Genomic DNA, 24,634 nt, shown 5'->3' on the forward strand with positions numbered 1-24,634 from the left:
CGCGGAGCCGAGCGCCGAGGCGGTGCTGCGCGAAATCAACGGGTACGACGTGTCGACCGGCCGGCCACTGTCCAGCTTCGCGCAGGCCCGCGCGGACGGTTCCACTGCCGTCGGCTGCTGGATCTACACCGGGGTGTACGCGGACGGCGTGAACCAGGCGGCCCGCCGAAAGTCCCGACACGAGCAGGACTGGGTGGCCGCCGAGTGGGGTTGGGCGTGGCCAGCGAACCGGCGAATCCTCTACAACCGCGCCTCCGCCGACCCGGACGGCAACCCGTGGAGTGAACGCAAACGCTACGTGTGGTGGGACGCGGAGAAGTCCGAGTGGACCGGCTACGACGTGCCGGACTTCGAGAAGACCAAACCGCCGTCGTACCGGCCGCCACCCGGCGCGTCCGGCCCGGAAGGCATCGCCGGCGACGACCCGTTCGTCATGCAGGGCGACGGCAAGGGCTGGCTGTACGCGCCCAGCGGTGTCCTGGACGGCCCGCTGCCGACGCACTACGAGCCGGTGGAGTCGCCGGTGCGTAACCCGCTCTACCGCCAGCAGGCCAACCCGACCCGCAAGATGTACGCGCATCCGGTGAATTCGGTGAACCCGAGCCCGCCGCAGGAGCACGATCAGGTGTTCCCGTACGTGTTCACGGTCAGCCGGCTCACCGAGCACCACACGGCCGGCGCGATGAGCCGGACCGTGTCACCCCTCGCGGAGCTGCAACCGGAGATGTTCGTCGAGGTGTCGCCCGAGTTGGCGGTCGAGCGTGGGCTGGACCACCTGGGCTGGGCACACCTGGTCAGCGGCCGTGCGGTGATCGAGGCGAAGGTGCTGGTGACCGACCGGCTCACCCCGCTGCGGGTGGACGGTCGGATCATCCACCAGGTGTGGTTGCCGTACCACTTCGGTTTCGAGGGCCTGGTCACCGGCGACTCGGCCAACGACCTGTTCGGCATCAGCCTCGACCCGAACGTCCTGATCCAGGAGAGCAAGGTGGGCACCTGCGACGTGCGGCCGGGCCGCCGTCCGGCCGGGCCGGCGTTGCTCGACCTGGTGGCCGACTACCAGCGGCGCGCCGGGATCAACCCGGGCCAGCACGTCCCGGCCGTGACGGTCGACGATGAGGGGAAGGAGCACGGTGCTTCCTGACCCGAACAGCCTGTACGGTCCGCTGGACCCGGCGCCCGACGCGGGCTACGAGAACGCGCCGCCGAGGATGGGGTTCTTCACCGACACCAGCGTCTGCATCGGTTGCAAAGCCTGCGAGGTCGCCTGCAAGGAGTGGAACGGTGTGCCGGAGAACGGCCTGGACCTGCTCGGCATGTCGTACGACAACACCGGCGCCCTGACCGCGAACTCCTGGCGGCACGTGGCATTCATTGAGCAACCCCGCCCGGCCGGGCATCGCGCCTCGCCGGCGGACGTCCTCGGCTCGCCGGTGGACGCTGGCCCGGACGGGCCGGTCGACGCGGGACCGCAGTTCCTGGGGATGCCGGGGGCGCAGCCGCCGGGGCGGGGGTCCGGTGCGGAGGGTCGCACCGATTTTCGGTGGCTGATGATGTCGGACGTCTGCAAGCACTGCACGCATGCCGCGTGTCTGGACGTGTGTCCGACGGGTTCTTTGTTCCGGACGGAGTTCGGGACGGTGGTGGTGCAGGAGGACATCTGCAACGGGTGTGGTTACTGCATTTCGGCCTGCCCGTACGGGGTGATCGATCAGCGTAAGGGCGATGGTCGGGCGTGGAAGTGCACGCTGTGCTACGACCGGTTGGGTGCGGGGATGACTCCGGCGTGTGCGCAGGCGTGCCCGACCGAGTCGATCCAGTACGGGCCCCTCGACGAGCTGCGCGAACGCGCTGCCGCCCGGGTCGAGACGCTGCACGACCGGGGTGTTCCCGAGGCGCGGCTGTACGGGCACGACCCGAACGACGGTGTGGGTGGTGACGGGGCGTTCTTCCTGCTCCTCGACGAGCCCGAGGTGTACGGGCTGCCACCTGACCCGGTCGTGACCACCCGCGACCTGCCGAAGATGTGGAAACGGGCCGGCCTCGCCGCGCTCGCCATGGCGGCGGCCACCGTCGCCGCGTTCGTCGGAGGTTCCTCATGACCCCACCGGGCCCGGTCGGCGACCGGTTTCGTCGCTTCCGGGAGCGGCTCGCCGCCGACGGCGGCGACCCACCACGGGTGAGCGACGAGCGACCCGGCGCAGTGGGGGGTGCAGAGCCTGCGGTCGGCGGCGACCACCCGAAGGACCGGGACGCCGCGGGCGGCAACAGGGCCGGCGGCGGCAACAGGGCCGCGGGCGGCGACCTGACGGCGCGGCGAACGACCGAACGCTCCGGCCGGCGGCGCGGGCGGCGCGGCGGTGGCGGCGAGGAACTGCGGGTGCCGGAGGCCGAGTTCACGTCCTACTACGGTCGGCCCGTTCTCAAGGGGCCGGTCTGGAAGTGGGACATCGCCGCGTACCTGTTCACCGGAGGGTTGGCCGGCGGCTCGTCGCTGCTCGCCGCGGGCGGGCAGCTCACCGGGCGGCCCGCGCTGCGCCGCGCCGGTCGGGTCACCGCGTTGGCCGCCGTCAGCGCCAGCGCCGTCTTCCTGGTGAAGGACCTGGGCCGCCCGGCGCGGTTCCACCACATGCTCCGGGTGGCCAAGCCGACCTCACCGATGTCGATGGGCACCTGGATCCTCACCGCGTACGGGCCAGCGGCGGGCGTCGCCGCGATCGCCGAGGCCGCCGGTGCGCTGCCCCGGGACGGTCTGCTCGGGCTGGCCGGCCGGGTGCTGCCGCCGATCGGGCACGCCGCTGGGCTGGTCGCCGCCGGCACCGCGCCGGCGCTGGCCACGTACACCGGGGTGTTGCTGGCCGACACGGCGGTGCCGTCGTGGCATGAGGCGTACCCCGAGTTGCCGGTGATCTTCGCGGGCAGCGCGCTGGCCAGCGGCGCCGGCGTGGGTCTGCTCGCCGCGCCGCCGGCGCAGGCCGGGCCCGCCCGCCGGATGGCGGTGGCCGGCGCGGCCCTGGAGTTGTACGGCGCACATCGGGTGGAGACCCGCCTCGGCCTGCTCAGCGAGCCCTACCGGTTGGGCCGGCCGGGTCGGTTGCTGCGCGCCGGGCGGCTGCTGACCGCCGGCGGGGTGGCGGGTGCGTTGCTGGGCCGGCGCAGCCGGGTGGTCGGCGCGCTCTCCGGTACCGCGCTGCTGGCCGCGTCGGTGCTGACCCGGTTCGGCATCTTCTACGGCGGCGTCGCCTCGGCCCGCGACCCCCGGTACACGGTGGTGCCCCAGCGCGAACGGGTCGAAGCCCGACGAAGCAGCATGGATCTTCCACCTAATCGGGCGGCACCGCCCACGGTGTGATCGAATGTCCGGTGGAGGCGTTCAGGCGGCTGGTGCCCCTCCCGGTCTTCAAAACCGGAGTGGTCCGGGACCCGGGCCAGGCGGGTTCGATTCCCGTCCGTCTCCGCCACACCGCTTGGAGATGACGTGATGGGCGACGGCCCGGTGGACCCGCGACGCCGGGTGCCCCGTACGGACACGCTGCTCGCCGATCCGGTGTTGGCCGCCGCCACCGTGACCCTCGGCCGGGACCAGGTCAAGGCGGTCGTCTCCCGCGCCCAGGACCGTGCCCGCCGCGGTGAGCTGCACCCCGACGAGGTACGCGACGCCGCGGTCGCCGCGCTGCCCACCCCCGGCCCCCGGGTGGTGCTCAACGCCACCGGTGTCGTGCTGCACACCAACCTGGGCCGGGCGCCGTTGTCGTCCGCAGCGGTCGCCGCGGTGGTGGCCGCCGCCGGGCACACCGACGTCGAGTTGGACCTGGCCACCGGCCGGCGGGCCCGCCGGGGCCGGGGCGCGCTCGACGCGTTGGCCGCCGCCGTGCCCGACGCGGGCGCCGTGCACGTGGTCAACAACGGTGCCGCCGCGCTGGTGCTGGCGGCCACCGCGTTGGCCGCCGGCCGGGAGATCGTGGTCAGCCGGGGCGAACTGGTCGAGATCGGCGACGGTTTCCGCCTGCCTGACCTGCTGGAGAGCACCGGTGCGCGGCTGCGCGAGGTGGGCACCACCAACCGCACCACCCTCGGGGACTACGCGGCGGTGCTCGGCCCGCAGACCGGCTTCGTGCTCAAGGTGCACCCGTCGAACTTCCGGGTCACCGGCTTCACCTCCGCCACCGGTGTTCGGCAACTCGCCACGCTCGGGGTGCCGGTGGTCGCGGACATCGGCTCCGGTCTGCTCGGCGCGGACCCGCTGCTGCCCGACGAACCGGACGCGACCAGCACCCTGCGCGCGGGCGCCGCGCTGGTCACTGCCAGCGGCGACAAGCTGCTCGGTGGGCCGCAGGCGGGGCTGCTGCTGGGTGACGTCGAGCTGATCGACCGGCTGCGCCGCCACCCGCTGGCCCGGGCGCTGCGGGTGGACAAGCTCACCCTGGCCGCGCTGGCCGCCACCCTGCACCAACCGGACACCCCGACCCGGGTGGCGCTGCACGCCGACCCGGGTGCCCTGCGCGAACGGGTGGAGCGGCTGCGCGACCGGCTCGGCGTGGACGGCCGCAAGGCGGAGGTGGTGCCGGCCGTCGCGGTGGTTGGCGGCGGCGGCGCCCCCGGGGTGGAGTTGGACTCGTGGGCGTTGAGCCTGCCCGAGCGGTACGCGGCGCCGCTGCGCGGCGGAGACCCGCCGATCCTCGGCCGGGTGGTGCGCGGCCGGCTCCTGCTCGACCTGCGCTGTGTGCCTGCCGACGCCGACGAGGCCGTCCGCGCGGCGGTGCTGCACGTCCCCGGGGACGACTGAACGTGTTCGTCGTCGCGACCGCCGGGCACGTCGACCACGGCAAGTCGACACTGGTCCGGGCGTTGACCGGCATGGAACCCGACCGGTGGGCCGAGGAACGCCGCCGGGGGATGACCATCGACCTGGGTTTCGCCTGGACGACGTTGCCGTCCGGCGGCACCGTCGCGTTCGTCGACGTACCCGGGCACGAGCGGTTCGTGCCGAACATGCTCGCCGGGGTCGGCCCGGTCCCGGCGGCGCTGATCGTGGTGGCCGCTGACGAGGGTTGGATGCCGCAGTCCGCCGAGCACCTGGCCGCGCTCGACGCGCTCGGTGTCGCGTACGGCCTGCTGGCGGTGACCCGCGCGGACCTGGCCGATCCGGGGCCGGCGACGGCCCGTGCCCGGGCCGAGATCGCCGCGACCAGCCTCGGCGCGGTGCCTGCCGTGGCCGTCAGTGGCCTGACCGGCGCCGGCCTGCCGGAGCTGCGGGCCGCCCTGGACCGGCTCGCCGCCCGACTGCCCGCGCCGGTGGTGGATGACCCGGTGCGGTTCTGGGTGGACCGCAGCTTCACCGTGCGAGGCAGCGGCACCGTGGTCACCGGCACCCTCGGCGCCGGCCGGCTGCGGGTGGGCGACGAACTGGAACTGGCCGGTGCCGACGAACCTGTCCGGGTCCGTGGCCTGCATTCTCTGGGCGAGGCCCGACCGGAGGCGGCGGCGGTCGCCCGGGTGGCGGTCAACCTGCGCGGTACGCCCCGCGACCGGCTGGGCCGGGGCGACGCGCTGCTCACCCCGGGCCGGTTTCACCACACCGACCTGGTCGACGTCCGGCTCGCCGGCGACCCGGCCGCCGACCTGCCGGCCACCCTCACCCTGCACGTCGGGTCGGCGGCGGTGCCGGTGCGGGTGCGCCCACTCGGCCCGGACACCGTGCGGTTGCGGCTGGCCCGTCCGCTGCCGTTGCTGGTGGCTGACCGGGCGTTGCTGCGGGACCCGGGCCGCCACCACGTCAGCGGCGGGGTGCGGGTGCTGGACGTGGCGCCCCCACCGCTGGCGCGACGCGGCGCGGCTGCCGCCCGCGCGCAGGTCCTCGCCGAGCTGGACGGTCGACCCGACCTGGCGGGGGAGTTGCGTCGGCGTCGGCTGATCCGGGCCGGCGCGTTGATCCGGATGGGGGTTCCGGTGCACGCCGAGCCGGGGGAGCCGGCGTTCGCCGAGCCGGTGGCCGGTGACTGGCTGGCCGACCCCGCGTACTGGCGGCGGCTCGGCGAGCGGCTGACCGAGGAGGTCGCCCGCCACGCGCGGGAGCACCCGTTGGAGCCCGGGATGCCGGTGGACGCGCTGCGGCAGCGCCTCGCCCTGCCCGACCGGGTGCTGGTCGAGGCGCTGGTCCGGCCGCCGCTGCGGATCCACGCCGGCCGGGTCGGGGCGGCGAGCGCCGACGCGCTGCCCGAACCGGTGGCCCGGGCTGTGCAGCGGGTTCGCGCCGAGTACGGCGACCGACCGTTCCGCGCCCCCGAAGCGGACCGCCTCGTCGACCTGGGTCTGGGCCCCCGGGAGATAGGCGCGGCGGTGCGGGCTGGTGCCCTGCTGCGGTTGGCCGACAACGTGGTGCTGCTGCCCGACGCGCTCGACGACGCGGTGCGGGTGTTGGCCGGGCTGCCGCAGCCGTTCACCCTCTCCGCGGCCCGGCAGGCGTTGGACACCACCCGCCGGGTGGCGGTGCCCCTGCTGGAGTTGCTGGACCGGCGGGGTGCGACCCGCCGACTGCCCGACGACGCACGGGTCGTCGTCACCTGAGCGCCACGACCTCGCCAACCACTTTCAGTCCAGGTCGGACAGGTCCAGCACGAAGCGGTAGCGGACGTCGTTTCGCCGGAGGCGGTCGAGTGCCGTGCCCACCTGCGCCGACGTGAGTACCTCGATGTCGGCGGTGACGCCGTTGTCGGCGCAGAACTGGAGCATCTCAGCTGTCGAGCGGCGGCCTCCGCTCCCGGCGGAGCTGAGCTTCTTGCGGCCGACGAGCAGGTCGGTGGTTTCGACGGTCACCGGCCCCAGGTATCCGAGCAGGCTGAGGGTGCCGTCCATCGCTACGAGCTTCAGATAGGGGGCGAGGTCGTGCGGTGCGGAGATGGTGTCGATGACGAGGTCGAAGGCGTCGCGGGCCGCAGCCATCTGCTGGGGGTCGGTGGAGTCGACGAAATCGTGTGCGCCGAGCCGACGGGCGCCGTCCCGCTTGTCCAGGGTGCGGCTGATCACGGTCGTGGTAGCGCCGAGTGCCACGGCCATCTTGACCGCGAGGTGGCCCAGGCCGCCGAGCCCGGCCACCGCGACGCGAGTGCCTGGGCCGACGCGATGAGAGCGCAGGGGCTCCCACACGGTGACGCCGGCGCACAGCAGCGGGGCGGCTGCGGCCGGGTCGAGGCCGGCGGGGAGCGGGTAGGCGAAGGTGTTCCGCACGACGTATTCGCGGGAGAAGCCACCCAGGGTCGTCGACCCGTCCTGCCGGTCTGTGCCGCCGTAGGTCAGGGTCGGGAAGGAGTGGCAGAAGTTCTCCTGTCCGGCTGCGCACATGGCGCAGGTGCCGCAGGAATCGACGATGTTGCCCACCGCGACGCTCTCGCCGATCGAGAAGGTGGTCACCTCGGGGCCGGTGCCGGTCACCACGCCGGTGAATTCGTGACCCGGTACCAGTGGCGCGTTGGTGTGCTGGTCGTGGTCGCGCAGGGCCTGCAGGTCGCTGTGGCAGACCCCGCAGTAGTCGACCCGCACCGCGATGTCGTCTGGGCGTAGGTCACGGCGCTCGATCGTGGTTCGCCGCAGCTCCGTCGGGCCGGTCGCTCGCCATCCAGTGGTCCTTCGCATCATCGCCTCCACTAAACAGACTGTTCGGTCTGTTGCAGCCTAGGTCGGCCGGCGGGCCGATGCAAACCAACTGTTCTGTTTTGCTAGTGTGGAGACATGCCGGAGCAGCCCCTGACCTCGCGAGGTGCCGCGACCTACCAGCGCATCCTGGACGCCGCCACCGAGGAGTTTGCCCAACACGGCATCGCCGGGGCTCGCGTCGAACGCATCGTGACGGCGGCCCGCACCAACAAGGCGCAGCTCTACGCCTACTTCGGGGACAAGGAACGACTCTTCGACGCGATCTTCCTCAGCTCGCTGGAACGCATCACCAACGTCGTGCCCATCGACGCCGACGATCTCGCGGACTGGGCCGTTCGCCTCTACGACGAATACCTGCGCCGCCCCGACCTCATCCGGCTCGCGACGTGGACGCGGCTGGAACGCCGGCCCGCCGGACACCTCGTCGAGAGCCACCAGCACTACGACGATCGCAAGCTCACGGCAATCGCCGAGGCCCAGGCCGCCGGCCGGATCCGCGGTGGTGACCCGTTCGACATCATGGCCCTGGTCATCGCGATGTCCATGGCCTGGTCGCCGGTGAGCAACGTCTATGCGGCCAGTAGTCAGGAACCCGACGACGTGCACTCCCGACGTCGTGCTCTGCTTCGCGAGTGCGTCCGGCGAGCCACCGTGCCGACGGACCAGGATCAACCTGACCGCTGACCGCCGCGACCGATCCGGGGCTGACAGGATCGCGTCGGGGTGCGACGGTGGGCTGATGGTCGAGGTGTCCCCGTCCCGGTCGCGGCCGTTCGGTGGCCGGTGGCGGGAGATCGTCCCGGTGGCGCTGCGCTGGGGGCTGCCGGTGCTCTGGGTGCTGTGGGCGCCTCTGGCCTGGTGGGTGGAGCCCCGCGAGTCGACCGAAGCCCACCTCGACCGCGATCTGGCGACCGGCCAGGTGGTGGCCTTCCATCGGGCGAACGGCTGGGACGACGGCGGCGCGTACTGGGGGAGCCGGCCCCGGTCGCGGTATGCGCCGGACGGCGGGTTGCTCGTCTGGTCGGTGCGGAACGGCCAGACCCGCTACGCCTTCGGCGCACCGCCCGCCTCCGATCCGTACCTCGGCGAGCCAGACCCGTCGTCGAGTGCCGGGCCGCGCGGGCGGGACGCCCAGCTCGCCGCCATTTCGGAGACCACGCCCGCGGGCGACGTCACCCTGCACCGGATCAGGGACGCCGCGAGTCTGCTCGCTGGCGTGCTGACAGTGCTGTGGCTGGGCCGGCTGATCGGCGGTGCGCCGCCGCTGGCCGGTACCCGGTGGTTCTGGTTCTGGGTCGGGCTGCTGCCGTTCGGGGTGGGTGTGTTGGCCTGGACCTACCGGGAGTTGTGGAGGCCGCCGCCGGTGCCGGTACTCGGCCGGGGTTCGGGGTGGCGGGGCGTCGGCTGGCTGATCCTCGCCGGAGTCGGGATCTCCCTTCTGGTGTCCGTCGCCCGCATCGTGGTCGGAACGACTGTGGTGCCGGGCTGAGCCGGCGGTGCTGACCCAACCGACCCCGAGGTCGGCGGTGGTCACCTACGGTGACGCCATGGACCCTTCGGCGGTCTGGCGGGACCGGCAGCACCGGTGGCGGATCGAGGCGTACCGCGCGCCGGATCTGCGCTTTGCCATCTACGCCACCAATGGCCCCACCGAGTCCGTGCCGCTGTGGTTGTTCGGGATGTCGGCGCTGGCCCGCTGGCTGATGACCCATGCCATCTCACTGGACGACCTGGAGGTCGACTGAGCGGCGCGGGGGCGCAAACCGCGCCCGCGGTGCGTCCCGCTGCGGTTGAGTGACCTCAGGCGGCGGACGGGGGTGCGCGATGGGCGGTCAGCTCGGGCAGCTGGCGTTGGTGGCGGTGCTGGTGCTGGTCAACGCCGCGCTCTCCGGCAGCGAAATGGCCCTGGTGACCCTGCGCGAGGGGCAGTTGCGGCGGTTGGGCCGGCGCAGCCGCGCCGGTGACCGGTTGGTGCAGTTGTCCCGCGACCCGAACCGTTACCTGGCCACGATTCAGCTCGGTATCACCCTGGCGGGGTTTCTCGCCTCGGCGGCGGCTGCGGTGTCGTTGGCCGGTCCGCTGGTCGGGCCGTTGGGTTTCCTCGGCGGGGCGGCGCGTCCCGCCGCGGTGCTTCTGGTGACCGTGCTGCTGACGTTCGTCACGCTGGTGCTCGGGGAGTTGGCCCCGAAGCGACTGGCCATGCAGCGGGCCGAGCGGTGGGCGTTGCTGAGCGCCGGCCCGCTGGATCTGCTCGCCCGGGTATCCCGGCCGGCGGTGTGGTTGCTCAGCCGGGCCACCGACGCGGTCGTGCGGCTCGCCGGTGGTGACCCCCGGGCCAACCGGGAGGAGATGACCGAGGAGGAGCTGCGGGAGATGCTGGCCAGCCAGCGTGGCCTGTCGGCCCAGCAGCGCGAGATCCTGACCGGCGCGTTCGACATCGCCGGCCGGACACTGCGGGAGATCCTGGTGGCCCGCCGGGAGGTGACCACGCTGCCGGCCAGCCTGGCCGCCGACGACGGGGTCCGCCAGTTGGCCGCCGCCGGGCGGTCCCGCGCTCCGGTCACCGGCCCCGGCGGCCTGGACGAGGTGCTCGGGGTGGTGCACATCCGCGACCTGGTGCGGGCCGGCAGCGCCCCGGTGGGCGAGCGGGTCCGGGCGCCGCTGCTTCTGCCGGTGACCCTGCCGGTCGCCGACGCCATGCGTCAGCTGCGGCAGGATCATCAGCAACTGGCCCTGGTCGTCGACGAGCACGGCGGCATCGACGGCATGATCACGATGGAGGATCTGCTGGCCGAGGTGGTCGGCGAGTTGTACGACGAGACCGACCGTGACGTGCGCGGGGTCGTCCGGGAGCCGGACGGGTCCCTGCTGGTGCCCGGTGACTTCCCTCTGCACGACCTGCCCGACCTGGGTGTCCGGCTGAGTTTTCCGCTGTCCCGGGACTACACCACCGTGGCTGGTCTGGTGCTGGCCCGGCTGCGGCACCTGCCGGACTCCCCGGGTGAGACGGTGCGGCTGCCCGGGCTGACCCTGCAGGTGGTGGAGGTCGCCGACCGGGCGGTGCGCCGGGTGCGGCTCTGTGGGTTCGTCACCGAGCGCTGACAATCACCCACAAGAATGACAGAAGGTCCAAATCGACAAGGCGGGGGACGCGGTCCGCTTACCGTGCCAGACGTGAAGGACCGAGGATTGCGGACGTTCGTCACGGTGCTGGCCGGCCTCGCGGTGATCTACTTCGGCAGCGCGGGGCGCAGTCCCGAGGAGGGCCGTGGCATATCCGGCGGGGTGGTGATCCTGGCGCTGCTCGCCGCGTTGCTGGTGTGGCACCTGACCCGTCCGGGGGACAAGACGGTGAAGTGAGCGCCTCACCGGGCGGCGACGCGGGTGACCTCACCGGCGGACTCCTCACCCAACGCCACCCGCACCAGCGCTGAGGCGAGCCGGCCGAAGTCCGGTTCGTCGACGAGACCGGCGAGCCGGTCCGGAGACCCCGGCAGACCCAGCCGCTTCGCCCCGGCCAGGGCCCGACGGTCAACGTACGGGCGCACATCCGACCAGACCGACTGCGCCTCGCGCAGGTAGATGTCCGCTCCGGTGGGGCCGATGCCGGGGAACTCGGTGAGTCGTCGCCGCAGCCCGGCACTGTCACCCCGGGCCTCCCGGTGCAGGCGTCGCAGGTCACCGTGCCAGCGGTCCAGGCACAGCCGGGCACCGGTGCCGAGCATGGTGGCGGTCCGCTCGTCGTAGCGGCGGTAGTGGCCCCGGCCCAGCGCGTCGACGCGCTCCTGCCAGCTGGCCGCCTCCATGGCCTGTGGGGTGCGGTAGCCGGCGGCGAACAACTCCCGGGCGGCGTCCACGGCCACACACGCCCGGATCCGGGTGCTCAGCAGCGTGGTCAGCACCAGCAGCTGGTAGAGCGGCCCAGGCCGGTCGGAGAGCCGGATGCCGGCCTCCTCGGCGTACGTGCGGCCCCGCCGGTCGAGCAGCACCCGCACCACACTTCGGTCATTACCCACCCCGACGGGTTACCCACTTGACGGCCCGGTAGCCGTCGCGCCGTCGACCGTGGCCGGAATGCCACCGGGGCGGACGGGTATGCCGGCTTTGGAGGCGGTCGATGCCGCCTGCCGTACCCGGAAGGGAGACACCCGTGGTCAATCCGCAGCAGGAAGAGTTCCGGCGCAACGCCAAGGGAGCCACCAGCCAGGACAGCAAGGGCCCGAAGCCGACCGGGCACCCGCTCAACCGTGGCTCGTCGCGCGGCGACGAGGGTCGACCGGTGCCCAAGGGGCAGGTGTCGCCGTACGGCCCGGCCGGTGAGCCCGTGGCCGAGGACGACAGCGACACCCGCTGACCGATTAGCGGCTGCGACCTGGCGGCCGCCGCAACCTGTTCCAGGTGACGGCGGCCGCCAGCCCGTACGCGAGGTGCGGGATGATGTCGGAGATCCAGTCGGAGCGCCGCCAGGTACGCGGGTCGCTGATCCCGAGCGCGGTGATCGACCCGTCGGTCATGGTCATGACGCCCGCGCCGAGCAGGCCGGTGGCGACCGGCAACGGTTGGCGTCGACCGCCGGCGTAGAGGGCGAACCCCACCCCCGCGGCGATGCCCAGCCCGTACCCGATCAGCGGCCCGAGGCCCGAGCGGCGGTTGGCCGCCCGGGCCCCGTTGCCCAGGTTCACGTGCGCGATCCCGGCCAGCCGGTCGACGGTCTCCTGTGGGACGTCGCTCTGCGGTCGGGCCCGCAGCGCCACGTCGAGGTAGCTGACCACGTTCAGCGCGGTGCTGCCGACGGCGCCCGCGATCGCGCCGTCGGCCACGTCGACCCTCCTCACTTCGGGTCGCCCGGTTCGCGCTCGCTCTTCGGGCCGTACGTGCGGTCACCGCGTACCACACCTCGTTGACCCCGATCCTCCTGGAGAATCCGGTTGGCGACCTGGTTGGCCTTGCCGTCGGGCACTCGGCGTCCGGAGTCGTCGATCGCGTTGCGCAACCGCGCCCGCTGCTTGTCGTACGCGTTACTGCCCGGCCGTGGTCCTGGCATCTGTGCCTCCTTCGTCGGTCTGGGCACCTGGTGCTGCCCACCGTCCGCTGGGCGTACCGCGGCCGTCTACCCGTCTGGCGGCGGACCAACCCCAGCGGGTCAGTGGGGGGCGCGGACCACGACGACCGGGCACTGCGCGTGGTGCAGCATCGACTGGCTCACCGACCCCAGCAGCAACCCGGTCACCTCGCCGCGCCCGCGCCCACCGACGACCGCCAGTTGGGCGGAGCCCGACGCCTCGGCGAGCACCGTGCCGGGTCGACCATGGACCACCCGGCACGTCAACCGCAGACCCCGATGCTCCTCGGTGAGCCCGGTCAGCCACCCGGCGAGCATCCGCTCCTGCTCGCCGCGCAGCTTCGCCTCGTCGTACACCAGGGGTTGCATGTCGCCGGGCCCGCTGCTGCCGGGGTGTCGGTAGGCGTGCACCGCCACCAGTGGCACGCCGAGCGACACGGCCGTCTCGGCGGCGAAGTCCGCCGCCCGCCGGGAGGCCTCCGAACCGTCCACCGCGACGAGCACCGGCTCGTCGGGGCGTTGCGCGCCGCGTGCGACGAGCACCGGGCAGTCGGCGTACGCGGCGACCTGCACCGCGACCGAGCCGACCACCAGCGCGGAGAACCCGCCCAGCCCGCGGTCGCCGAGCACGATGAGCGCGGCGGTGGGGGACTCGCCCACCAGCACCGCGGCGGCCTCCCCGTCGATGATCTCGCCGGAGATCGACAACCCGGGCACGGTCGCCTCGGCCTCGTTCACCGCGGCCTCGACCAACTCCTCGGCCCGGTGGCGCAACCCACCGCCGGGCGGCGCGTCCGGGGCGGGGGAGACCGGTACGTGCAACAGCGGCCAGATGAAGCCGTGCACGACCCGCAGTGCCCGGTTCCGGCGCGCCGCCTCGGTGGCGGCGATGCGCACGGCGCGCAGCGCCGACTCCGAGCCGTCGACGCCGACCACCACCGCCGCGTTGTTCGCCGAGTTCACCGCCCACCTCCACTCGCGGCCAGTATCACGGGCCCGGACGCCTCCGCGCCGCGATACCGCTGAGCGCGGCCCGGTCGGTACGCTGGCGAGGACCGGCCGGGGAGGGAGCGTCGCCGATGGGTGAACCAGACCAGCCCAGCACCGCTCGCATGATCGACTTCTGGCTCGGCGGGCAGCATCACTTCCCGGTGGACGTGGCCGCCGCGAACGCTTTCGAGCAGGCGTACGGGCCGTGCGCGTCGATCTTCCGGGAGCTGCGGGCGTTTTTGGGCCGGGCGGTGCGGGCCATGGCCGCCGAGGGCGTGGACGGTTTCCTGGTGTTCGGCGCCGGGGTGCCGACGATGGGCAATGTGCACGAGGTCGCCACCGACGCGACAGTGCTCTACACCGATGTCGATCCGGTGACCATCCGGTTGGGGCAGAGCATCCTCGCCGGCAGCGACCGGGCCGGCTACGGCTTCGGCGACGCGACCGACATCGGCACGATCGACCCGGCGCAGCTGCACCGCTTCGTGCCGGGCTGGGGGCGCCGGCCGGTCGGGGTGATCTTCCTCGGCCTGGCGGCGTTCCTCGACGACGCCACGCTGACCCGCACCCTCGACGAGCTGTATGCCGCCGCGGCGCCGGGCAGCCTGCTCGCGGTGGACTTCGACACCGAGGAGCTGGCAGGTCATCCGCAGGCGCTGGCCATGATGGGGCCGCAGTTCCACATGCGCGCGCCGGCGGCGTTCGCGCCCCTGCTGGGTCGGTGGGCGCCGACGGCCGACGGGATCGTCCCGGTCGCCGAGTGGCGGCCGGAAGGTCCGTCGGCGCGGGTGCCCGACGCGTTCCACGGTGTGCTCGCGACCCGCGCGGGTGAGTGACCGCGCCGATCATCCGTTCGAGGGCGCCCGTATGATGCTTGCCCTGTAGCAAGCTTCTGGGGAGGGCGACGATGGTTGACGCGCCGGACGTGGTGTCGCGCGCGTTGCGCGAGGCCCCACCCGACCAGTTGGCGGAGGCGGCGGACCGGGCGATCCGGTCGGCGATGGGCGCGCTGCGCACCGACGTCTTCGTCGCCGACTACCGGATCAGCGGCCTCTGGCCGGTGCTGGACCCGGACCTGCCGGCGGGTGGGTTCCTGGCCTGTCACACCGTGGCGCAGCGCTGCTTCAGCAGCCAGCAACCGGTACGCGACGGCGACGGCCCCTGCCGGCTCTACCTGCCGTTGACGGTGTGGGGGGAGCGGTTGGGTGTGCTGCTGATCGAGCTGCCGGCCGTACCGAATCCGGCGGTCACCGGTCATGCCACAGACGTCGCTGACGCCCTGGCGGTGGCGATGCGCGCGGCGGACCGCGAGACCGACCGTTACCGGCGGGCCCGCCGGCGGGAGCGACTGACGATGGCCGCCGAGATGCAGTGGGATCTGCTGCCCGGTCGCGGTGTGGCGCACCACGCGTTCGATCTGGCCGGTCAGCTCGAACCGGCGTACACGGTGGGCGGCGACCACTTCGACTGGTCGCTGGACGGCGACCGTCTCACCGTGACGGTGCTCAACGGCGAGGGCACCGGACTGGCCGCGTCGCTGTTGACCGCCGTCACGGTCAACGCGATGCGCAACGCCCGTCGCTCCGGTGGTGGCCTGGTGGAACAGGCTGAGCTGGCCTCGGACACGGTCTTCTACCAACACCGGGGCGCCCGGTACGTGGCCACCCTGCTGCTCGAGGTCGACACCCGTTCCGGCCTGGTGCGGGCGGTCGACGCGGGTTCCCCCCATCTGTTGCGGATGCGCGGGTCCACGGTCGAGCCGATGAAGCTGGATCAGCAGCTGCCGCTGGGCATGTTCGCCGAGACCCGCTACGAGCTTCAGGAGGTGCAACTGGCCCCCGGCGACCGCCTCTTCGTGGTCAGCGATGGGGTGTGGGCCGCCGAGCCGCCGGGGCAGGAGCCGTACGGGCAGCGGGTGATGGCTCGTTCCCTGCGCGCCACGCGGTTGCAGCCGCCGGCCGAGGCGGTTGGTACGGTGATGCGCGAACTGCACGCCTATCACGCGGATTCCGACCTGCGCGACGACGCCGTCGTGGTCTGTCTGGACTGGCACGGTCCACGCGAACAGGGCACGGGGTGAGAACCGCGGCCGCGTTGCCGGGCGGGCACCAGCGCGACAACGGCAGGGGACATCAGGTGGAGCGACCTGCGGATCTCGCCGCGGCGATCGAAACGGCCGCCGGATCGTTGATCGCGGTACTGGACTCGGCCGCGTCGCGACACCAGGTGCCGCCCACCCAGTTGCGGGTGCTCACGCTGATCAGCGCTCGATCGGAGACCAACGTCAACGGGTTGGCCGAGCTGCTGGACGTGGTGCCCTCGTCGGCGAGCCGCCTGTGCGACCGGTTGGAGGCGACCGGGCTGTTGCGTCGGGTTGCCGATCCGCGGGACCGGCGTGAGGTGCGGTTGGTGCTGACCGCCGCCGCGCTGACCCTGTTGGGGGAGTTGGCCGAGCGGCGACAGCGTGCGGTGCAGGCGGTGCTGGACCGGATGCCGGTGCGGATGCAGCACGAGCTGTTGCTGGCGCTGGTCGGGTTCGCGCGGGCGGCGAACTCGGTGCCCGAGCAGCAGCACACCGACTCCGCGGTGCAGACCGCCTGAGCGGCGTCCCTTCCTCACATCGGTATCCTAGGACGCTTTACGCGTGGTGATCCACGCCACAGTGCGGCACAGCCGCACCGAGAGCCCGGCGGCGGCGGCCGGCCAGCGCGAGGAAGCCCGATATAGTGGCAGCGCACTTGCCCGGCCCGTGATCTCGATGATCGCGGGCCGCATCAGGGGAACGGCCCCACCCGGGGCCGCAGGGGAGAGCCGGCGCTGGTCGGCCCGACAGCGCGTACGACCCTCAGCCGCGCCCCGCGTCGGCCGGGGGCCCGCGTGCCGTGGAGGAGGATCGGTGTCGCGTCGGCCGGCTCGGGCAGAGCAACCGCCGGACACCGGTGACGAGGCACCCGGCAACCAGGTGCTCACCCTGCCCAACCTGATCAGCTTCGGACGGCTGCTGGGCGTGCCGATCTTCCTCTACCTGTTCCTGGTGGAGCGGGCCGACGTGGCGGCGGTCGTCGTGCTGGCCATCGGTGGCACCACCGACTGGGTCGACGGTTGGATCGCCCGCCGCCTGCGTCAGGTGAGCCGCCTGGGCGAGCTGCTCGACCCGCTCGCCGACCGGCTCTACATCCTCGCCACCCTGGTCGCCTTCACCGCCCGGGAGGTGGTGCCGTGGCAGTTCACCGCGGCACTGCTGGCCCGTGAGCTGCTCCTGCTCGTCTCGTTGGCGGTGCTGCGTCGCTACGGGTACGGGCCGCCGCCGGTGCACTACGTGGGCAAGACCGCCACGTTCCTGTTGCTCGCGGCGTTCCCCGTGCTGCTGTTGGCCACCGCGTCGACCAGCGTGGCGACGGCGGCGAGCGCCATCGGTTGGGCGTTGGCCTGGTGGGGCCTGGTGCTCTACTGGGTGGCCGGCGGAATGTACGTCGTGCAGGCGGCCCGGCTGGTGCGCGCGGCGCGCGGCCCGGGAGCGGCGGCGTGAGCGCGCCGCGGCTGGGCAAGCCCGGCCAGGATCGGGTGTACGCGCCGGATTTCCTCACCGAGCTGTTCCGCAACCCGTTGGATCCCGGGTACGCGGACGCGGCCGCCGCCCGTCGGGGCTCGGCGGACTCCGGTGCGGCGCGCGGCTGGCGGGCCTGGCCGACGAGGTCGGTGAGTCTGGTCGTGGTGGTGATGCTCGGTTTCCTGTTCGCGGTCGCGTACCGGCAGACGATGGCTGACGAGCCGGGCCGTAGCCAGGCGCGCTCGGGTCTGGTGGCGCAGATCAAGGAGCGGGAGAGCCAGACCGACCGGTTGTCCACCCGGGCGGACCAGCTGCGCGAGGAGGTCAGTCGGCAGCGGGACGCGGCGTTGAGCGGGTCGGCCGCCGCCCGGTTGCGCAACCTGGAGGCGAGCACCGGGCTGGGTCGGGTGCGTGGTGATGGCGTGGTGGTGCGGTTGGCGGACGCGCCGGACAAGGCGGACGCGGTGACCGGTGCCGGCGCTGGGCCGCCGCGGGTGCTCTACAGCGACCTGCAGGGGGTGGCGAACGCGTTGTGGAGTGCTGGCGCGGAGGCGATCGCCATCAACGGGCAACGCTTGACCTCGACGTCGACGATCCGGTCGGCGGGTGAGGCGATGCTTGTGGATTTCCGGCCGGTGACGGGGCCGTACGAGGTGTCGGCGATTGGGCCGGATTCGATGCGGCGCAAGTTCGAGGACAGTCGGAACGCGGCGCTGATGCGGAAGGTCGCGCAGGGGACCGGGCTGTCGTTCGGTGTGCGGGAGTCGGATGACCTCACCCTGCCGGCGGCTCCGGAGCCGCAGCTACGCTACGCCAAGCCGTCGGTCAGTCCGAGCCCTTCCGCGTCGGGTGTCCGGTCCGGCAGTCCCGGGTCGTCCGGTCCGGCGACGACTGTGAGCCCCTCCGGAGGTGGCCGATGATCGCGGTGCTGGCGTTGCTCGCCGGTGTGGTGCTGGGCGTGTGGCTTGATCCCACGGTGCCGGCGGCGTTGCAGCCGTACCTGCCGATCGCGGTGGTGGCCGCGTTGGATGCGGTGTTCGGTGGGGTGCGGGCCCGGTTGGACCGCATCTTCGATGACAAGCAGTTCGTGGTGTCGTTCATTTCGAACGTGCTGGTCGCTGGTCTGATCGTGTATCTGGGTGACCAGTTGGGGGTGGGCGGGCAGTTGTCCACCGGTGTGGTCGTTGTGCTGGGTGTGCGTATCTTCGGCAACGTGGCGGCGATCCGTCGGCACCTGTTCCGGGCGTAGGTTGGGTTGCGATGAGTGACGAGCAGACCGACACGGGGACCGGGTGGCCGCAGCCGGCGGGTCCGGTGCGGCCGGGTGGGCCGGCGGGTGAGCCGGATCCTCGGCCGGATGCGCCGGATCCGGACGAGCTGAGCCCGTTGGCGCCGCAGCGGCCCGCGCAGCCGCCGCCGTCGGATGATGAGCCCGTGGCGGAGCCGGGTGTGGAGCCGGTCGACGACGGTGCGACGGTGGACCTGAACGCGGTGTCGCGGTCGGGTGAGCCGGTGGCGAGCTCCGACGGGTTGGCGGAGCCGGTGGTGGGGTCTGCGGCGCCTGGTCGGTCCCGGTGGAGTACGGCCGGGGTGATGATCGCGGCGTTGTTGGCGTTGCTGGGGTTCACGTTGGTGGTGCAGTTGAAGACGACGTCGGCGGACCCGACGTTGGGGGCCACGCGGCAGGAGGACCTGGTTCGGATCCTGTCGGATCTGGATGCCCGGGAGAATCGCCTGCAGCAGGACATTCGTGCGCTGGAGGACAGCCAGCGGCAGTTGCGCTCGGGTGAGCAGGGTCGTCAGGCGGCGTTGGATGAGGCGACGCGGCGGGCGGACGAGTTGGGCATCCTGGCGGGGACGTTGCCGGCGGTGGGTCCGGGGTTGACTGTGCAGTTCGACTCCGGGGTGAAGCCGATCTCGGCGAACCGGGTGTTGGACGCGGTGCAGGAGCTGCGTGGTGCGGGTGCCGAGGCGATGCAGATTTCCGGTGGGGATCGGGCGACGGTGCGGATCATCGCGTCGACGTACTTCCTCGATGGGGACAACGGGTCGTTGATGGTGGAGGGGCGTCGGTTGACGGGGCCGTACACGATTACGGTGATCGGTGATCCGGCGACGATGCGTACGGCGTTGAACATTCCTGGTGGGGTGGTGGCGTCGGTTCGCGGTGACGGCGGTAACGTGACGTTTGGGGAGCGTGAGGTTGCCGAGGTTTCGGCGCTGCACGTGCCGATCAAGTTGGAACACGCCCGTCCGGTCTCCTGACCGGCGCGGCCGCGCCGGACCCGGGTGGTCCGGGGCACCGATGGATGAAGGACGCGTCTGGTGATTCCCGAGGATCTGCGATACACCGCCGAGCATGAGTGGGTGGCGGGTGACGGCACGGCTTCGGTCCGGGTCGGCATCACCCACTTCGCGCAGGATGCGCTCGGTGACATCGTGTACGTGCAGTTGCCCGAGGCGGGTGCCGTGGTCGCGGCCGGTGACTCGTTGGGTGAGATCGAGTCGACCAAGAGTGTGTCGGAGATCTACGCGCCGGTGGCCGGTACGGTGGCGGCGCGTAACGACGCGTTGGGTGACACGCCTGAGCTGATCAACACTGATCCGTACGGTGAGGGTTGGCTGGTGGAGATCACGCCGAATGATCCGACTGCGACGGATGGGTTGCTCACGGCGGCCGCGTATCAGAAGATCACCGAAGGCTGAGTGTGCTTGATCCGGTGCGTGGGATGTCTGCGCGCGTCCGGTTGCCCTGCATTTCGGCGCTGGCTAGGCTCGCCCAGTCGACCGAGAACCCAATAGTTGAGCGTTGTGGAATTGCCTTCCCGGGCACGGGGAGCCAGCCGCCGGGTGTGCACGTGCCCGGCGGCCAGACCCGCCATTACCCGACGCCGACCGAACAGATCCGTGAGGTGGTCCCATGACGCGGCCAGACGACGAGTTCCCCCCACTCGACGTCACTTCGACGCTCAATCTCGGTTCGCTCGACGAAGTGCTGGAGGGGCCGGATACCGATGTGGTGCCGAGCCGGATGTCCGGTTCGTTGCCGCCGGGTATGGCGCTGCTGGTGGTTCGTCGAGGCCCGAATGCGGGTGCCCGGTTCCTGTTGGACCACGATGTGACGACCAGTGGCCGGCACCCGGACAGTGACATTTTCCTGGATGACGTGACGGTGTCGCGTCGTCATGCGGAGTTCCACCGCGACGGTGGGACGTTCACGGTGCGGGACGTGGGCAGCCTGAATGGCACGTACGTCAATCGTGAGCGGGTTGAGGCGGCCACGTTGAGCAACGGTGACGAGGTCCAGATCGGTAAGTTCCGGGTGGTGTTCATCGCCGGTCCGCGCCCGGAGGAGGAGGCCGGCCGGGGGTGAACGAGCCTGCGGCCTCCACGTCACCCGGGGCGGCTCGGTCTGAGCCGCTGATGAGCATCGGTGAGGTGCTTGGGCAGTTGCGGGTGGATTTTCCGGACACCACGATTTCGAAGCTGCGGTTTCTTGAGGCCGAGGGTTTGGTCGAGCCGCAGCGGACGGCTGCGGGTTACCGGAAGTACAGCTGGGACGATGTGGCGCGGTTGCGGTTCGTGTTGACCGCGCAGCGGGACAAGTACCTGCCGTTGCGGGTGATCCGGGAGCAGTTGGCCCAGTGGGATTCGTCTGGTGAGCAGCCGGGTCGTTCGCGGCCGGCGTTGGTGGCGGTTGGCCCCGATGGTGCGGTGCCGGGTCGTGAGTTGGCGGAGCCGGCCGAGTCGTCGCAGGTGCGGCTCGGCCGGGCGGATCTGGTGGCGCGTAGTGGGATCGACGAGTCGACGTTGGGGGAGTTGGAGCGGCTCGGTGTGTTGGTGTCGGATCCGCCGGGTTGGTATGACGCGGATGCTCTGATCATCGCGTCGGCGGTGGCGGGGTTGGCGTCGTACGGGTTGGAGCCGCGGCACCTGCGGGGTTATCGGACGGCGGCGGACCGGGAGGTCGGTTTGTTCGCGCAGTTGGTGGCGCCGTTGGCGCGGCAGAGTGATCCGGCGGCGCGGGCGCGGGCGGCGGAGACGGCGCGTGAGTTGGTGGCGTTGTCGGAGCAGTTGCACGCGGCGTTGGTGCGGGTGGGTCTGCGGTCGACGTTGGGTCGGTGACGGGTGCCCGGCGGCTGGCGGCTGAGCGGAAAGATCTCTTCGGGGAAGCGTGCCGTAGGCTTGCCGGGGTAACCCCTTTTCGGCGCGGGCGTGGTGCTGTAGCGCATGGGACGGCCGTGTTGCGGTCCGTGTACCGTGCAGGGAAGGGCGCGGTGCGGCGTAGGTGACAACGACACGGAGGCGGCGGTGCGCGAGCTGAGCGTGGTCGGAGTTCGGGTGGAGCTGCCCAGCAACCAACCGATCGTCCTGCTCAGGGAGGTCGAGGGGGACCGCTATCTGCCGATCTGGATCGGCGCGGTCGAGGCGACGGCTATCGCTTATGAGCAGCAGGGGGTCAAGCCGGCCCGGCCGTTGACTCATGATCTTCTGCGGGATGTGTTGGCGGCGTTGAAGGCGCCGTTGCAGGCGGTGGAGATCACCGAGTTGAAGGACAACGTCTTCTACGCGGATCTGTTGATCGGTGATGGGGTGCGGGTGTCGGCGCGGCCGAGCGATTCGATCGCGTTGGCGTTGCGTGTCGGTGCGCCGATTCGTTGTGCCGAGCAGGTCCTCAGCGAGGCGGGGATCATCATCCCTGATGAGCAGGAGGACGAGGTGGAGAAGTTCCGCGAGTTCCTGGAGCAGGTGCGTCCGGAGGATTTCGCGGGCTGAGGTGTGCCCGGGCTCGGTTGGTGATCTTTCTCGGTGGCGGCGCGGCGTGTCGCGTCGGTTCCTCCGTGGTAACTCCTGACGGTGACGATAGGGTTTCCATGTCGAGGGGTGCGCGTCGGAGGAAACGATGCGTCGCCACACTGACGGGGAGGTTGTCCGGATGCACGAGCCGCAGGATTCCGATCCGGGTGCAGAGTTCGACGAGCCGGGTGCCTCGTCGCCAGGTGTGGCGGCTGAGGGTGACGGTTCGGTTGGCTACCGGGGTGTGACGGCCTGCCACGCGGTGGGCATCAGTTACCGGCAGTTGGATTACTGGGCGCGGACGACGCTGGTGGTGCCGAGCGTTCGGGATGCCTCGGGTTCGGGGACGCAGCGGTTGTATTCGTTCCGGGATCTGGTGGTGTTGAAGGTCGTGAAGCGGCTGTTGGATGCGGGGGTGTCCCTGCAGAACATCCGTAAGGCGATCGAGGCGTTGCGGTCGCGTGGTGTGGAGGATCTGGCGGGCATCACGCTGATCTCTGATGGGACGACGGTGTACGAGTGCCGGTCTCCGGAGGAGGTGGTCGACCTGTTGCAGGGTGGCCAGGGGGTCTTCGGCATCGCGATCGGTGGGGCTTTCAAGGAGATCCAGGGGTCGTTGTCGCATCTGCCGGCGGAGCCGGCGACGAGCGGCCCGGTGGAGCCGGCGGTGGCGTCGGGGTCGGATCCGGTGGGGGATGAGCTGGCGGCGCGGCGGGCGCGGCGGCGGGCCGGCTGATCGTTCGATCTTCCGGTTTTTTCCGGTTGGTTTTTTCGCGACCGTCGGTGACGGTGACAGCGGTCTATCGGCCGTCTGGGTCCATTGTGGATACGGTGGGTGTCGTTGCCGTGGCTCATTGTGGAGATACCGATTGGTAGTGATGACGCAACGTGTTGGCGCCTTGTCGGGAATCCGATAAGGGGGCGCTGACCGGAGGCAGTTGACACGCTATGGTCCCTCACGGTTCTGGACCCTTCATCTCCGGAAGGAACGACCGTGACGGTTACGGAAGAGACGGCGCCCGTTTCGCACTACGACCGCATTGGCGGTGCCAGTTCGGTCAAGGCGGCGGTTGAGCTGTTCTACGACAAGGTGCTCGCGGACCCGGAGTTGGCGGGCTTCTTCGCTGACGTGGACATGGCAGGTCAGCGGCGGCATCTGGCGTTGATGTTGACGGTGGTGCTGGGTGGCCCGAACGAGTACACGGGTCGTGGGTTGGCCGAGGCGCACCAGCCGTTGAACATCGGAGTGGGGCACTACGCGAAGGTGGGCGAGCACCTGACGGTGACGCTGACCGAGTTGGGGGTGCCGGCGGACATCCTCGCTGACGTGCAGACAGTGCTGGGGCAGGTGCAGGACCAGGTGGTGGCTGCCGGAAACAGGTCGGGCGTCTGAGCGTGGACGCGGCCCGCCTCAAGCAGAGCTGGTCGGTGGTCGCCGGTCACGGCGACCAGGTGCCGCTCTACTTCTACTCGACGTTGTTCCTCGCTCATCCTGAGACCCGGCAGATGTTCCCCACGAACATGGCCGGTCAGCGGGATCGCCTCGTCACCGCGTTGGGCCACATCGTGTCCAATGTGGACCAGGTGGATCAGCTGGTGGGTTTTTTGCAGGATCTCGGCGCGGATCACCGCAAGTTCGCGGTCCGCGCGGAGCACTACCCGGCGGTCGGTGAGGCGCTGGTGGCGACGTTGCAGCATTTCCTCGCCGAGCAGTGGACCGACGAGTTGGCCGCGGACTGGACGGCCGCGTACGGGTTGGTCGCCCAGGTGATGATGGAGGCCGCACAGGCCGCTGAGGCGGTCAACCCACCGTGGTGGGTGGCGGAGATCGTGGCGCATGAGCGCCGGGCGTTCGACGTGGCGGTGTTGACGGTGCGTCCGCAGTACCTGTTGCCGTTCACCCCGGGTCAGTCGATCGGGGTGTCGCACCCGTCGGTGCGGTCGTGGCGGTACTACTCGCCGGCGAACGCGCCGCGGGCGGACGGCACGCTGGAGTTGCATGTGCGGGCCGCGCCGGGCGGCGCGGTGTCGTCGCGGCTGGTGTACGGGTCGGCGGTGGGGGATCGGATCCACCTGGCGGCCCCGGTGGGCGACCGGCTGGGGTTGTGGTCGGCGGGCTCCAGTGACCTGTTGCTGTTGGTCGCGGGTACGGGCTGGGCGCCGGTGAAGGCGTTGGTGGAGCAGGTGGCCGCGGAGGGTTCCCGCCGGCGAGTCGATCTCTATGTGGGGGCCCGCTCCCGTAGCGAGTTCTACGACAGCGACGCGATCGACAAGTTGGCGTCGTCGTATCCGTGGTTGACGGTGACGTACGTGGTGGGTGCCGACGTGCACCGGCCGGGTGAGTTCGTGCAGGCGGTGGATCGGGCGTTGGCCGACGGTGACTGGCGTTCCCGGCACGTGTTCGTGTGTGGGTCGGACGAGATGGTGTCGCACGCGGTGCGAACGTTGGCGCAGGCGGGTTACCACGCGGGTCAGGTGCACCACGAGGGCCTGGGTGCGCAGTGGTACGGCCCGGCGTGGCGGACGGCGGCGCAGCAGTCGGGTGCGGGTGACACTTCGGGAGGTGGGCACAGGTGAGCGCG

The 24,634-nt window shown here is 71.6% G+C and carries 30 protein-coding genes and 1 tRNA gene; 26 read left to right on the plus strand and 5 right to left on the minus strand.

From position 1 onward, the window contains the following. From V6U86_RS09390 to selB, 6 genes are all read left to right on the plus strand, one after another. Nucleotides 1-1,144: molybdopterin dinucleotide binding domain-containing protein (locus V6U86_RS09390; RefSeq protein WP_334500867.1), on the plus strand; the 1,144-nt coding region annotated here is incomplete at its 5' end. After that, nucleotides 1,116-2,102, plus strand: coding sequence for a 4Fe-4S dicluster domain-containing protein (locus tag V6U86_RS09395; protein ID WP_334500870.1), 987 nt, complete (start codon nucleotides 1,116-1,118; stop codon nucleotides 2,100-2,102). The genes V6U86_RS09390 and V6U86_RS09395, both read left to right, overlap by 29 nt. Then, nucleotides 2,099-3,352, plus strand: coding sequence for an NrfD/PsrC family molybdoenzyme membrane anchor subunit (gene nrfD / locus V6U86_RS09400; RefSeq protein WP_334500872.1), 1,254 nt, complete (start codon nucleotides 2,099-2,101; stop codon nucleotides 3,350-3,352). The genes V6U86_RS09395 and nrfD overlap by 4 nt, the downstream gene beginning before the upstream one ends. Nucleotides 3,353-3,365: 13 nt before the next feature. After that, a tRNA-Sec gene (locus tag V6U86_RS09405) sits at nucleotides 3,366-3,461 on the plus strand. A 20-nt stretch (nucleotides 3,462-3,481) separates the two neighbouring features. Then, nucleotides 3,482-4,786, plus strand: a complete 1,305-nt coding sequence (gene selA / locus V6U86_RS09410) for an L-seryl-tRNA(Sec) selenium transferase (protein ID WP_334500874.1) — start codon at nucleotides 3,482-3,484, stop codon at nucleotides 4,784-4,786. A 2-nt stretch (nucleotides 4,787-4,788) separates the two neighbouring features. After that, nucleotides 4,789-6,567 carry a selenocysteine-specific translation elongation factor gene (selB, locus tag V6U86_RS09415; protein ID WP_334500876.1) on the plus strand — a complete coding sequence of 593 codons (1,779 nt, stop codon included), beginning with the start codon at nucleotides 4,789-4,791 and terminating at the stop codon, nucleotides 6,565-6,567. A 24-nt stretch (nucleotides 6,568-6,591) separates the two neighbouring features. Here the strand turns inward: selB and V6U86_RS09420 are convergent, their stop codons facing one another. Continuing rightward, nucleotides 6,592-7,632 carry an NAD(P)-dependent alcohol dehydrogenase gene (locus V6U86_RS09420; protein WP_334500879.1) on the minus strand — a complete coding sequence of 347 codons (1,041 nt, stop codon included), beginning with the start codon at nucleotides 7,630-7,632 and terminating at the stop codon, nucleotides 6,592-6,594. Between the two features lie 96 nt (nucleotides 7,633-7,728). Here V6U86_RS09420 and V6U86_RS09425 point away from each other — a divergent pair, with 96 nt between their 5' ends. From V6U86_RS09425 to V6U86_RS09445, 5 genes are all read left to right on the plus strand, one after another. Next, the gene (locus tag V6U86_RS09425; protein ID WP_334500881.1) at nucleotides 7,729-8,337 is read left to right on the plus strand and encodes a TetR family transcriptional regulator; all 609 of its coding nucleotides are present in this window, start codon (nucleotides 7,729-7,731) and stop codon (nucleotides 8,335-8,337) included. 55 nt (nucleotides 8,338-8,392) lie between these two features. Then, the gene (locus V6U86_RS09430) at nucleotides 8,393-9,142 is read left to right on the plus strand and encodes a hypothetical protein (protein WP_334500884.1); all 750 of its coding nucleotides are present in this window, start codon (nucleotides 8,393-8,395) and stop codon (nucleotides 9,140-9,142) included. Between the two features lie 58 nt (nucleotides 9,143-9,200). Then, nucleotides 9,201-9,398 carry a hypothetical protein gene (locus tag V6U86_RS09435; protein ID WP_030327722.1) on the plus strand — a complete coding sequence of 66 codons (198 nt, stop codon included), beginning with the start codon at nucleotides 9,201-9,203 and terminating at the stop codon, nucleotides 9,396-9,398. A 79-nt stretch (nucleotides 9,399-9,477) separates the two neighbouring features. Then, entirely contained in the window at nucleotides 9,478-10,755 is a 1,278-nt protein-coding gene (locus V6U86_RS09440) for a hemolysin family protein (RefSeq protein WP_334500891.1), read from the plus strand. Between the two features lie 72 nt (nucleotides 10,756-10,827). Next, nucleotides 10,828-11,013: a hypothetical protein gene (locus V6U86_RS09445; protein ID WP_124774058.1), complete on the plus strand. Its 186-nt coding sequence runs from the start codon at nucleotides 10,828-10,830 to the stop codon at nucleotides 11,011-11,013. 5 nt (nucleotides 11,014-11,018) lie between these two features. Here V6U86_RS09445 and V6U86_RS09450 read toward each other — a convergent pair whose 3' ends face one another. Further along, a complete protein-coding gene (locus V6U86_RS09450) occupies nucleotides 11,019-11,669 on the minus strand; it encodes a hypothetical protein (protein ID WP_334500893.1) in 651 nt (216 codons plus the stop codon). 134 nt (nucleotides 11,670-11,803) lie between these two features. Between V6U86_RS09450 and V6U86_RS09455 the strand changes: the two genes are divergently transcribed. Continuing rightward, entirely contained in the window at nucleotides 11,804-12,007 is a 204-nt protein-coding gene (locus V6U86_RS09455; protein WP_091397934.1) for a hypothetical protein, read from the plus strand. 4 nt (nucleotides 12,008-12,011) lie between these two features. On the opposite strand, the gene V6U86_RS09460 is transcribed toward V6U86_RS09455, so the two are convergent. The 3 genes from V6U86_RS09460 to V6U86_RS09470 form a co-directional block, all read right to left on the minus strand. After that, nucleotides 12,012-12,488, minus strand: a complete 477-nt coding sequence (locus V6U86_RS09460) for a hypothetical protein (RefSeq protein ID WP_334500898.1) — start codon at nucleotides 12,486-12,488, stop codon at nucleotides 12,012-12,014. Further along, entirely contained in the window at nucleotides 12,485-12,697 is a 213-nt protein-coding gene (locus V6U86_RS09465; RefSeq protein WP_088989541.1) for a phosphatidylethanolamine-binding protein, read from the minus strand. Before V6U86_RS09465 ends, V6U86_RS09460 begins: the two co-directional genes overlap by 4 nt. A 99-nt stretch (nucleotides 12,698-12,796) precedes the next feature. Then, a complete protein-coding gene (locus tag V6U86_RS09470) occupies nucleotides 12,797-13,678 on the minus strand; it encodes a universal stress protein (protein WP_334500905.1) in 882 nt (293 codons plus the stop codon). A gap of 116 nt (nucleotides 13,679-13,794) precedes the next feature. On the opposite strand from V6U86_RS09470, the gene V6U86_RS09475 reads away from it, so the two are divergent. The 14 genes from V6U86_RS09475 to V6U86_RS09540 all read left to right on the plus strand — a co-directional run bounded on the left by V6U86_RS09475 (nucleotide 13,795) and on the right by V6U86_RS09540 (nucleotide 24,629). After that, nucleotides 13,795-14,541, plus strand: a complete 747-nt coding sequence (locus tag V6U86_RS09475; protein ID WP_334500907.1) for an SAM-dependent methyltransferase — start codon at nucleotides 13,795-13,797, stop codon at nucleotides 14,539-14,541. 71 nt (nucleotides 14,542-14,612) lie between these two features. Then, nucleotides 14,613-15,785, plus strand: a complete 1,173-nt coding sequence (locus V6U86_RS09480; RefSeq protein WP_334500910.1) for a PP2C family protein-serine/threonine phosphatase — start codon at nucleotides 14,613-14,615, stop codon at nucleotides 15,783-15,785. Between the two features lie 56 nt (nucleotides 15,786-15,841). Further along, entirely contained in the window at nucleotides 15,842-16,306 is a 465-nt protein-coding gene (locus V6U86_RS09485) for a MarR family winged helix-turn-helix transcriptional regulator (protein WP_334500912.1), read from the plus strand. A 295-nt stretch (nucleotides 16,307-16,601) separates the two neighbouring features. Then, nucleotides 16,602-17,234: a CDP-alcohol phosphatidyltransferase family protein gene (locus tag V6U86_RS09490; protein ID WP_334500915.1), complete on the plus strand. Its 633-nt coding sequence runs from the start codon at nucleotides 16,602-16,604 to the stop codon at nucleotides 17,232-17,234. Further along, nucleotides 17,231-18,175, plus strand: coding sequence for a DUF881 domain-containing protein (locus V6U86_RS09495; RefSeq protein WP_334500917.1), 945 nt, complete (start codon nucleotides 17,231-17,233; stop codon nucleotides 18,173-18,175). Before V6U86_RS09490 ends, V6U86_RS09495 begins: the two co-directional genes overlap by 4 nt. Continuing rightward, a complete protein-coding gene (locus V6U86_RS09500) occupies nucleotides 18,172-18,504 on the plus strand; it encodes a small basic family protein (protein WP_030327710.1) in 333 nt (110 codons plus the stop codon). The genes V6U86_RS09495 and V6U86_RS09500 overlap by 4 nt, the downstream gene beginning before the upstream one ends. A gap of 11 nt (nucleotides 18,505-18,515) precedes the next feature. Beyond that, nucleotides 18,516-19,520, plus strand: coding sequence for a DUF881 domain-containing protein (locus V6U86_RS09505; protein ID WP_334500921.1), 1,005 nt, complete (start codon nucleotides 18,516-18,518; stop codon nucleotides 19,518-19,520). A 60-nt stretch (nucleotides 19,521-19,580) separates the two neighbouring features. Continuing rightward, nucleotides 19,581-19,961, plus strand: a complete 381-nt coding sequence (gcvH, locus tag V6U86_RS09510) for a glycine cleavage system protein GcvH (RefSeq protein WP_196926700.1) — start codon at nucleotides 19,581-19,583, stop codon at nucleotides 19,959-19,961. A 214-nt stretch (nucleotides 19,962-20,175) separates the two neighbouring features. Continuing rightward, the gene (gene odhI, locus V6U86_RS09515) at nucleotides 20,176-20,628 is read left to right on the plus strand and encodes an oxoglutarate dehydrogenase inhibitor Odhl (RefSeq protein ID WP_007071101.1); all 453 of its coding nucleotides are present in this window, start codon (nucleotides 20,176-20,178) and stop codon (nucleotides 20,626-20,628) included. A gap of 50 nt (nucleotides 20,629-20,678) precedes the next feature. Further along, nucleotides 20,679-21,380 carry a transcriptional regulator FtsR gene (gene ftsR / locus V6U86_RS09520; RefSeq protein WP_334500929.1) on the plus strand — a complete coding sequence of 234 codons (702 nt, stop codon included), beginning with the start codon at nucleotides 20,679-20,681 and terminating at the stop codon, nucleotides 21,378-21,380. A 186-nt stretch (nucleotides 21,381-21,566) separates the two neighbouring features. Further along, nucleotides 21,567-22,031, plus strand: a complete 465-nt coding sequence (locus V6U86_RS09525; protein WP_334500931.1) for a bifunctional nuclease family protein — start codon at nucleotides 21,567-21,569, stop codon at nucleotides 22,029-22,031. Between the two features lie 160 nt (nucleotides 22,032-22,191). Further along, the gene (locus tag V6U86_RS09530) at nucleotides 22,192-22,788 is read left to right on the plus strand and encodes a MerR family transcriptional regulator (RefSeq protein ID WP_334500933.1); all 597 of its coding nucleotides are present in this window, start codon (nucleotides 22,192-22,194) and stop codon (nucleotides 22,786-22,788) included. Nucleotides 22,789-23,046: 258 nt separating this feature from the next. After that, a complete protein-coding gene (locus V6U86_RS09535) occupies nucleotides 23,047-23,445 on the plus strand; it encodes a group I truncated hemoglobin (RefSeq protein ID WP_334500935.1) in 399 nt (132 codons plus the stop codon). A gap of 2 nt (nucleotides 23,446-23,447) precedes the next feature. Beyond that, entirely contained in the window at nucleotides 23,448-24,629 is a 1,182-nt protein-coding gene (locus tag V6U86_RS09540) for a globin domain-containing protein (RefSeq protein WP_334500938.1), read from the plus strand. Nucleotides 24,630-24,634: the final 5 nt, after the last annotated feature.

The sequence above is a fragment of the Micromonospora sp. CPCC 205558 genome (assembly GCF_036902955.1).
GTDB lineage: Bacteria > Actinomycetota > Actinomycetes > Mycobacteriales > Micromonosporaceae > Micromonospora.

Excerpts from the sequence above, each read along its gene's own strand:
- V6U86_RS09500 (WP_030327710.1), top strand. The coding sequence starts at position 18,172 with ATGATCGCGGTGCTGGCGTTGCTCGCCGGTGTGGTGCTGGGCGTGTGG.
- selA (WP_334500874.1), top strand. The coding sequence starts at position 3,482 with ATGGGCGACGGCCCGGTGGACCCGCGACGCCGGGTGCCCCGTACGGAC.
- V6U86_RS09480 (WP_334500910.1), top strand. The coding sequence starts at position 14,613 with ATGGTTGACGCGCCGGACGTGGTGTCGCGCGCGTTGCGCGAGGCCCCA.
- V6U86_RS09435 (WP_030327722.1), top strand. The coding sequence starts at position 9,201 with ATGGACCCTTCGGCGGTCTGGCGGGACCGGCAGCACCGGTGGCGGATC.
- V6U86_RS09420 (WP_334500879.1), bottom strand. The coding sequence starts at position 7,632 with ATGCGAAGGACCACTGGATGGCGAGCGACCGGCCCGACGGAGCTGCGG.
- V6U86_RS09465 (WP_088989541.1), bottom strand. The coding sequence starts at position 12,697 with ATGCCAGGACCACGGCCGGGCAGTAACGCGTACGACAAGCAGCGGGCG.
- V6U86_RS09505 (WP_334500921.1), top strand. The coding sequence starts at position 18,516 with ATGAGTGACGAGCAGACCGACACGGGGACCGGGTGGCCGCAGCCGGCG.
- nrfD (WP_334500872.1), top strand. The coding sequence starts at position 2,099 with ATGACCCCACCGGGCCCGGTCGGCGACCGGTTTCGTCGCTTCCGGGAG.
- V6U86_RS09395 (WP_334500870.1), top strand. The coding sequence starts at position 1,116 with ATGAGGGGAAGGAGCACGGTGCTTCCTGACCCGAACAGCCTGTACGGT.
- odhI (WP_007071101.1), top strand. The coding sequence starts at position 20,176 with ATGACGCGGCCAGACGACGAGTTCCCCCCACTCGACGTCACTTCGACG.
- V6U86_RS09475 (WP_334500907.1), top strand. The coding sequence starts at position 13,795 with ATGGGTGAACCAGACCAGCCCAGCACCGCTCGCATGATCGACTTCTGG.
- ftsR (WP_334500929.1), top strand. The coding sequence starts at position 20,679 with ATGAGCATCGGTGAGGTGCTTGGGCAGTTGCGGGTGGATTTTCCGGAC.
- V6U86_RS09440 (WP_334500891.1), top strand. The coding sequence starts at position 9,478 with ATGGGCGGTCAGCTCGGGCAGCTGGCGTTGGTGGCGGTGCTGGTGCTG.
- V6U86_RS09530 (WP_334500933.1), top strand. The coding sequence starts at position 22,192 with ATGCACGAGCCGCAGGATTCCGATCCGGGTGCAGAGTTCGACGAGCCG.
- V6U86_RS09425 (WP_334500881.1), top strand. The coding sequence starts at position 7,729 with ATGCCGGAGCAGCCCCTGACCTCGCGAGGTGCCGCGACCTACCAGCGC.
- V6U86_RS09430 (WP_334500884.1), top strand. The coding sequence starts at position 8,393 with ATGGTCGAGGTGTCCCCGTCCCGGTCGCGGCCGTTCGGTGGCCGGTGG.